General features: G+C 33.5%; 10 protein-coding genes and 3 pseudogenes. 2 read left to right on the forward strand and 11 right to left on the reverse strand.

Annotated elements, in window-relative coordinates; all coding sequences use genetic code 11:
• The 4 genes and pseudogenes from CO726_RS29990 to CO726_RS30005 all read right to left on the reverse strand — a co-directional run.
• Window positions 1-203, reverse strand: a pseudogene (locus CO726_RS29990) (IS4 family transposase); the annotation flags it as partial.
• A gap of 108 nt (window positions 204-311) precedes the next feature.
• Window positions 312-1,022 carry a hypothetical protein gene (locus tag CO726_RS29995; RefSeq protein ID WP_099686726.1) on the reverse strand — a complete coding sequence of 237 codons (711 nt, stop codon included), beginning with the start codon at window positions 1,020-1,022 and terminating at the stop codon, window positions 312-314.
• Between the two features lie 394 nt (window positions 1,023-1,416).
• Window positions 1,417-1,785, reverse strand: a complete 369-nt coding sequence (locus tag CO726_RS30000) for an ArpU family phage packaging/lysis transcriptional regulator (RefSeq protein WP_099686727.1) — start codon at window positions 1,783-1,785, stop codon at window positions 1,417-1,419.
• Between the two features lie 44 nt (window positions 1,786-1,829).
• Window positions 1,830-2,063: a hypothetical protein gene (locus CO726_RS30005; RefSeq protein ID WP_099686728.1), complete on the reverse strand. Its 234-nt coding sequence runs from the start codon at window positions 2,061-2,063 to the stop codon at window positions 1,830-1,832.
• A gap of 127 nt (window positions 2,064-2,190) precedes the next feature.
• Between CO726_RS30005 and CO726_RS32050 the strand changes: the two genes are divergently transcribed.
• Complete coding sequence (locus CO726_RS32050; RefSeq protein WP_099686729.1) at window positions 2,191-2,355, forward strand: hypothetical protein; 165 nt, start codon at window positions 2,191-2,193, stop codon at window positions 2,353-2,355.
• 279 nt (window positions 2,356-2,634) lie between these two features.
• Here CO726_RS32050 and CO726_RS30015 read toward each other — a convergent pair whose 3' ends face one another.
• Complete coding sequence (locus CO726_RS30015; RefSeq protein WP_099686730.1) at window positions 2,635-3,609, reverse strand: DNA cytosine methyltransferase; 975 nt, start codon at window positions 3,607-3,609, stop codon at window positions 2,635-2,637.
• Window positions 3,610-4,254: 645 nt separating this feature from the next.
• On the reverse strand, window positions 4,255-4,428 hold the full coding sequence (locus CO726_RS32055; RefSeq protein WP_169513114.1) for a hypothetical protein: 174 nt from the start codon (window positions 4,426-4,428) through the stop codon (window positions 4,255-4,257).
• A gap of 207 nt (window positions 4,429-4,635) precedes the next feature.
• Here CO726_RS32055 and CO726_RS30025 point away from each other — a divergent pair, with 207 nt between their 5' ends.
• Window positions 4,636-5,160 (forward strand): hypothetical protein, encoded by a 525-nt coding sequence (locus CO726_RS30025; RefSeq protein ID WP_099686732.1) that lies wholly within the window; start codon window positions 4,636-4,638, stop codon window positions 5,158-5,160.
• A 69-nt stretch (window positions 5,161-5,229) separates the two neighbouring features.
• On the opposite strand, the gene CO726_RS32060 is transcribed toward CO726_RS30025, so the two are convergent.
• The 5 genes and pseudogenes from CO726_RS32060 to CO726_RS30045 all read right to left on the reverse strand — a co-directional run.
• A complete protein-coding gene (locus tag CO726_RS32060; protein WP_169513115.1) occupies window positions 5,230-5,385 on the reverse strand; it encodes a hypothetical protein in 156 nt (51 codons plus the stop codon).
• Window positions 5,386-5,425: 40 nt separating this feature from the next.
• Window positions 5,426-5,645 (reverse strand): annotated as a pseudogene (locus CO726_RS33100) (DNA-entry nuclease).
• Window positions 5,646-6,345: 700 nt separating this feature from the next.
• Complete coding sequence (locus tag CO726_RS30035) at window positions 6,346-7,200, reverse strand: alpha-helical endospore appendage domain-containing protein (protein ID WP_099686733.1); 855 nt, start codon at window positions 7,198-7,200, stop codon at window positions 6,346-6,348.
• 121 nt (window positions 7,201-7,321) lie between these two features.
• Entirely contained in the window at window positions 7,322-7,561 is a 240-nt protein-coding gene (locus CO726_RS32065) for a hypothetical protein (protein ID WP_099686734.1), read from the reverse strand.
• A pseudogene (locus CO726_RS30045) lies at window positions 7,551-7,730 on the reverse strand (Trp family transcriptional regulator); the annotation flags it as partial. The gene CO726_RS32065 and the pseudogene CO726_RS30045, both read right to left, overlap by 11 nt.

The following is a 7,730-nucleotide window of genomic DNA, read 5'->3' on the forward strand; positions in this document are numbered from 1 at the left end:
AGACTAACTAGGGACTCAGAACTGATTGTTTGTCCCAAAAATACACAGAGTGATACAAGATCCTGTGCCTGAAATTTTCGCTTTCGTTGAATCATACCTGTTTGATACGCAAGTTCCTGTAGGTGATGAATAGAAAATTTGTTTTGGAATTCTTCTCCTAACATGCGTAGCTCCTCAACTGGTGTGTCATTGTTTATAGCCATAAATTAAAACACCCTTTCATGCAGTACTGCATGAAAGGGTGCCCTAATTTCGTTATTTTATTCATTTTCTTAAGTTGATGGCTATGACCTATTAAGGTGCTTTTTTAACTATCTTTCCATTGCCTTGACTTTATTTGAATACAATTCTCCTGCTAATATTATCTCTAACTCTTCTTGCAATGATATAATTCTTTCAAAATCTTTTTTATATAATGTAGCGCAATTATGTAGAAATATCTTAAACAAATCAATATCCTGCATACCTTTAAATCGTCTTACATTACCAGAAATATAATGGTCATATCTCCGAATCTCGCCCATAATTTTCGCGAAAACCTCATATTCTTCTGAACTAAAATATATTTTAATTAGTCCATAGGATTTATCCAAATCCGAAAAACTTTCTTCTAAAATTCCACTTTTCTCTTTTGTTAATTGTATAAATTGATTTACACTTTCAATAGTTACATAATCTTTTTCATAATCTTTTTTAGGTGGTAGGTGATTTGGATCTTTTTCTCTTAAATCTAAAGTCACTTGCATATTATAATGGCCTTTTTCAGAACAGAAATACTCTAAATTTTTTAAAGCAGTATTCAATTTCGTTATAAAATCATTAACCGCTTCAAACTTTATTTTTAAAAAGAAATCTGCACGCCATCTATCATCTTGCCTTTTGTTGTTAACCCATGTAATTCTCAATGTAATAGCTCCTGTTATGAGCGCTACAAAAATTGCAGATACTCCTGTAATGTAAGCATTATTCGCAGCTGTTTCTGCAGCGATTTTTGCAGCTTCCAATGTGGCCTGTGGATTCATCTAATCCCCCTCTTTCTATTATCTCGATGCCGTTTATTATACTACATTCACGGATTTAGATATAGGAAAAGGGTATTATGTCACCAATCAACCCAGTAAATTTACCAGGCTCAATAAGAAACACAAAAGCCACGATACAAATGCATCGCGGCTGAATATATACATGTAATTGGTCTTTTCATCTTTTTCATTCTCCGCCCATTCCGACCGAGTAACGTTTTGATAAAGGGGCTATGGTCATAGATTATGAGCGCATAGATACGTTATCCCCACGTTATGCTCTTTTCAAAGAACAAGTAACTGTAGGAATATCGTATCGCCGATTTGAATGTAAAAAGGTACCTGATTTAGTGCCCAAAACAGTGCCCTAAATGGTACCCCAAAAGTTCTATTCTTATGTCATACTAAGTGCTTTTGCGAATCGTAAAACACCAGATTTCCTCTTTCTATAATATTTCCCTCTCTTCATTCCGAGCATCGTATAAATGTATTCATCATTTAACTCTTTACGATTCATATACTTCATTTTGAGTATCTGCTGCTCGTCCTCATCCAAAGCTTCTTCAAATGCTCGCTTTAATTGTCTATATCTAATTTCATCTTCCGTACATTTTCTAAGTTCCGGAAATAATAATTCGACTCCGAACGCCGCTTGCTCTTCTATATTTTTAAATTTCACTTTTAACACGCGGTATTCTTGTAACTCTTCTATCACGAAAGGCCGTATTTCCTTTTCATTTACATGCCTAGAAGGTTGATTCATACGATACGGTTCCCCTCCGTTCTATCTACTTACTTATCAAAAGATTATTCTATCGAATTATCAATTTCATATTTCTTTGTTTTACCAACCCGTATTGCATCTTGAATAGTAAATAAGCTAGAGCTTCCAATCATTTTTCTTTTCCCTTTATAATACAATCTGTATTTCGGATGCTTTGCATAGCCTAGACCTTTACCTCTTTTCTTGTATTCCAATCTTATTACTCCGTCATCAGGATACTTATATACGGACTGTGACTTTTCATGTTCAGCCCTCATTTCCCTTCCCCCTTTTCTACAAATGGATCATTTTGTTTAAATTTTGCTTAATTCTCTTCAGTAATTACCAAAAAATTTAAAAATCGTTATATAATGAATTTAATTTAAAATATTAGGAGTGGTTAAAATGCCGGATACGATTCGACTCGTTCTTTTCATTCTTATAGCAATTAGTGCTGTTTTCTCTTTAATAAAAGAATTTAAAAAAACTGAGAAAAAAGCACTTTGGATTTCAATAGAATTTTTAGTCCTTTTCTGGGCGATATGGGTAATAGCAAATATCATAATCTAATTTATAGATTATAAGTCCCTTTGAATAAAACTCAATATTCCGTAAATAATATAGGCACATGGTTATCTTTCTCCGATTTCCTTATATGAGCAGTTAGCTTTTGCTAGCTGCTTTTTAGTACAGGCACCTATTTATTGGAATGTGAATAAACTATTTTGAACCTCACTTGTTCATGACTCACAAACATAACATAATGAATGACGTCATTTTTTAAAACGAGCACTTGTGCTAGAGTGCTCGTTTTATTTAGTTGATTTTCCACAAAATGAAATTTTTATACTAACTTGCTTTCAACTGCCCTTGCAGCATATCAAGTAACACTTCAAATATTGCTTCTAAAACATCAACTACAATACTGTTACCAGCTAATGCATATAACGTTGCATTTCGTTTTCCTGGTTTAGTTGGAAACTCTTTTAGCATAAGCTCGTAATCTTCATCGCCGAATCCTAGTAATCTCCAACACTCACGTTCTGTTAAATATCGATATTGTGGTTCACTTAATCGAATAATCCCTGCGTTCGGGCAACGATCTTGCCTTTCAGTTATGGTATAGCAATATTCATCAATTACATCTAGTCTTCGCTTATAGCTGCCACTCGTATCAGGATTGAATTCTTTAATTCTATTTAGCATCGATGGAATATTGATTAGGTACTGTGACGGTATATCATCATCTGGTCCATACTCCAAAAATTCTTTTATATTCTTCATTGGCTTGTGCTGCAACTTACTAAAATCAAATGTTTCATTTCCTAGTAACGAGATGCAAAACACTCTTTCTCTTGCGTGTGGCACTCCGAATTTTCTAGCATCCAATACATCAAATGAATTTGTATATCCCAGCTTCTCCATTTCTTTCAAATAATAATTGAATACCGATATTACATTACGGTCTAACACGCCTTTCACGTTCTCCCAAATGATGACTTTAGGTCGCCATTCACCCATTTCTTTAATTATCCGTAGCGTTTCCAACATCAATTGAGAGCGTGAATCTTCAGCATTACCTTTGCGCGATTTATTCGCTCTACTGTTGTCTTGGCATGGTGACCCGTGAACTAAAATATCTGGTTGCAAGTTCCATCCCCGAACATCTTGCGGTTTATGTAGATGGTCATACAAAGCGTTGTATGCTTTTACTCTATTAGCTTGCCACTCTACATAATCGATTTCTTTATGATCTATCCCTAAATTAACAAGTGCCTTTCTAGGCGCTCCAATTCCTCCGAACAATTCAAGTATTTTAATCAAAGCCACCCCTCCTTTCTATTAAAATGAAGTTTTTGTTTAGTTGTATAAATATCTGCCTAGCCACATAAAATAACCAAAAATCAGGAGTTAAGTAATGAAAACATCACTCAAAATCCTTAAATGTTTTTTATTTATATTTTTAGTGTTATCCTTATTTTTTATAGGGTACTTATGGTATTTTTAAACCCAAATCAAATAGCGTTTTGGTTAAAATTCTTTTCACCTTTTTACTGGACAAGCATATGTTATTGTATGGAGACTCGCTGCTCATAGAAATCTACCTTTCTTGTTAAAGAGCATACTTATATGTGTGCTCTTTTTCGTTTGCTATGCAATAACGATTTTGTTAGAAACTTACATGTACATGTTTTTCGTTATATAATTAATTTATCAATATATTAGGAGTGTTTAGTATGTCAGGAACAATAATGATTTTGTTATATATTTGTTTCGGAATGAGTGCAGTTTTTAGTTTGATAAAGGAATTGAAAAAGCCACAGAAAAACCAGTTCTTGATTTTAGTTGATTCTCTAATTTTGCTAGGAGCCTTAATCCTAGTAGGTAGTATCTTCATCTAAATTACATAACTAGAACTCCATTAGGAGCAAAGCAGCCTAGCGACAGCTAGCTGCTCTTTTTAAATGGTTATTTCATTTCCTTTTTACATTCTTCAAGAAAATCGATAGCCTCTTGAACCTGTTCTTTTGTTGAAAGTAATTCCATCACATTACCTTCTGTGTTATATACACAAATCGTTTGTTCCTTAAACTCCATCCCTAACATCCCATCATCACCTAAAAGCTTTATGTTATCCTCCATTTCCCTCTACCTCACTTTAAATGGATTATTTTATTAAACCTTTATTCTTAAGTTACATAACATAATAAGAATGGTTAACCTAAAACGAGACTCAAAAGTTCTATATCTTTTTATATAGTAATAACTATTAAATATTATAAAATTCATTTATAATAATAAAATAAATCAAATAATGTATATTTACATATTGAAAAGAGGATAAATACTTTGAAAAAAATTAAGACAAAATTAGCTTTAGGAACCATTACATGTGGATTGCTTTTTTCATTAGCTACATTCAACACATCAAAAATTTCAGCCAACACCGCTTCAATAACAACTCCTAATACTTCGATTATCGACGACGTTAAAATTAGTTACACTGGAGCTTGGGAGACTTTTATTTGGGCACCTAATCAATCATTTGTTGATGTTTTTCACAATAAAACTAGACATATTTCAAATCAAAAAGATAGTGTCATGAATTATACTTTTACTGGAACTGGTATTGATTGGTATGGAAATAGGTCTGTTGATTATGGATATGCTGAAGTATTTATTGATGGAAACTATTCAGCAACAATTAACCTATATGAAAAGAGAGGGCCTGGTCCTTTAAATCCAAGACTTATCTATCCAATTAGGGGCCTTGAATTTGGTCAACATACTCTCGAAATAAAAACACTTGGTAAAAAAGATCCAAAATCAGGAAACACTTTTGTTGACATCGATTATCTTGAGATACACAATTAAATTTACTAAGCGTAAAAACTAAAACTCACACACAAGTTTTGAGCAGTTAGCTTTTGCTGGCTGCTCTTATTATGAAACTACAGTAAAGCATTCTTCTCGATACAATGATCGTTGCAATCCTATTTCTATAAGCAACCATCCTTTTTTATATAAACTTGCTTTATATTTTTGACCTAATGTCAATTCATCGTAATTGTTATGCCACTTTGTATATATAACTTCCATATCCATTCCCCTTTTCTACAAAATGAAATTTTTGTTGTAATTACTCACCCATAGCTTTATATTTTTCAAATGTCCCATTCTTCCTTAAAACATTCACCAGCTGCCTAATCGTTGTTTCTGTTCTGCCTAGCGATAAAGCAATCCCTTTTACCCTTCCGAATCCATAATACTTACATATGTAGGCTAATTCTTTCGTTGTGTGGCTTCTTATGATTCGGATGGTACTTCATTCTGCCCTGTGTATTATATTGAACTTCCATCCTGATCACTCTCCCTTCAAATGACGTTTTTAGTTGTATAAAAATCTGCCTAACTACCTAAAATAATCAAAAACTTAGGGGCGAATTAATGAAAACAACACTCAAAGTTCTTAAATATTTATTTTTGATAATTGGAACTGCTCTCTTAATTATTTTAGATATCTTCGGTATTTTCCCAGGGCTATTCAAATAGCGTTTTGGTTAAAATTCTTTTCACCTTTTTACTGGACAAGCATATGTTATTGTATGGAGACTCGCTGCTCATAGAAATCTACCTTTCTTGTTAAAGAGCATACTTATATGTGTGCTCTTTTTCGTTTGTTATAAAATAAAGATTTTGTTTAAATTTTACACGTAAACTCAAAACATACATATGATGTATTGCTGTACATTTTCACTTATCAATACAATAAGACTCTTGGTCAAAGAACGCTTTCTCGGGCGTTCTTTTTCCACTTAAATAAGGATTTTATTAATTAAAAATTATTTATTTAAGTAACACTCATCGATGTCTTCTCTTTATGTAAATCCCCACACCTTATGCGGGGATACAAATGGTACTTTCCATTCTCCTAATACACAAAATCATAAGAGGATTTGATGATAGTATAGTGAGTCAGCCAACTCCTTAATCCTCACTTCGTTCCGCTTACCGTTGACTAATCTCTAATTTAGATAATCAATCATTCATATATTTATACTACTGTAATTTTATTACACTAACATTAGTTCCTTCCGCAGTTATAGCATGACCTGAAGTATTCACCAATGTTAAAATATTCGGATCATTACCTGTATTAAACACTATTCCTGAACTTAACGAAAATCGAGAAGAAGTAGTTATAGCTAAATTTTGCAACCCATTATACTCACTCTGTGTTCCTAATATTAAATTTCCATTTAACTGTAATTCTAATATTACACTTCCCTGATTATTTTGACCCAAATTCGTTGAAGACTCATAAGAAGCATAATAAGTTTGATTAGGTGCTAATATAATATCTGTTGATCCTGGTACATGAGAGATCGCAGTTCCATTAATAACAGCATTATTGGCTAAAGGAATTGCTTGACCAGCCCCTACAAATATACTAGCAGGAGTAGTGAAACTAGCATTATTACCTGTAATAACAGGTCCTGTAGGCCCTGTCGGTCCTGTAGGACACGTTGGACAAATCCCAGTAGGTCCTGTAGCACCCGTTGGACCTGTTGGCCCTCCCGCAGGTCCTGTAGGCCCTGTCGGTCCAGGTGGACCAGTTAAAGAGGGAGCTTTCAACACCTCTTTTAACTTATTCTGCAAATACATTTGTTTCTGTGTTGCAGTTTGCAACACACAATTCACACTTTCATTCACTGCTAGTACATTGCTGATGGTTGCTGCTGGTGATAAACCAGGCAATGTTCCTAACACGTATTGAATTTTTTCTGCTTCTGCATTTAGAATATGCGCAAGTGCTAGTTCTTCTAATGCAATAGATGCAATAATCAAATCCAAAGATTCTGTTCTAGATAAAGTAATATCCGGTGTAATATTTGGTAAATTTGCTTGTGACATATTCATTTCTCCTTTCATAGCATAAAGTTAGTTTCTTTTAATAATATGGTAAGTTGAGGACAATGGTGACAAGCTGACACCAAGAAAATTCTATTCTTTATTTTTCTACAAAATTCAAATTTTATTGGGCTTTCTTCCCATCATTCTTTATCTCTTTCAGTTGCGCCGCTTCCTTCTTTGTTGATTCCTTAATAAAGTTAATTTGATACCAACGTCCCTCTGCTTTATTCATTTGTCCTATTTTGTATATCAAGAAAACTAAGCATAAAGCGGAAACTAAATAACCTATAAGGAATCCTAACCACAACAAAATGTAACTCCAACTTTCTGTATAACTTTCAAAATTGATACTACTTTGCAACTCCCTGCGCTCTCCCGAAAGCTGCAGCTCTTTCGTTGATTTGTTTTAATATACGGCTGATTTGAGTCTGAGTAACTCCGACTTTCTTCCCGATATTTTCTTGTGACATATGGTTTGAATACATATCCCAAACGATCATTTCTCTATCTGCCAACGTCTGAACAAAAGA

Source organism: Bacillus fungorum, from assembly GCF_002746455.1.
Taxonomy (GTDB): domain Bacteria; phylum Bacillota; class Bacilli; order Bacillales; family Bacillaceae_G; genus Bacillus_A; species Bacillus_A fungorum.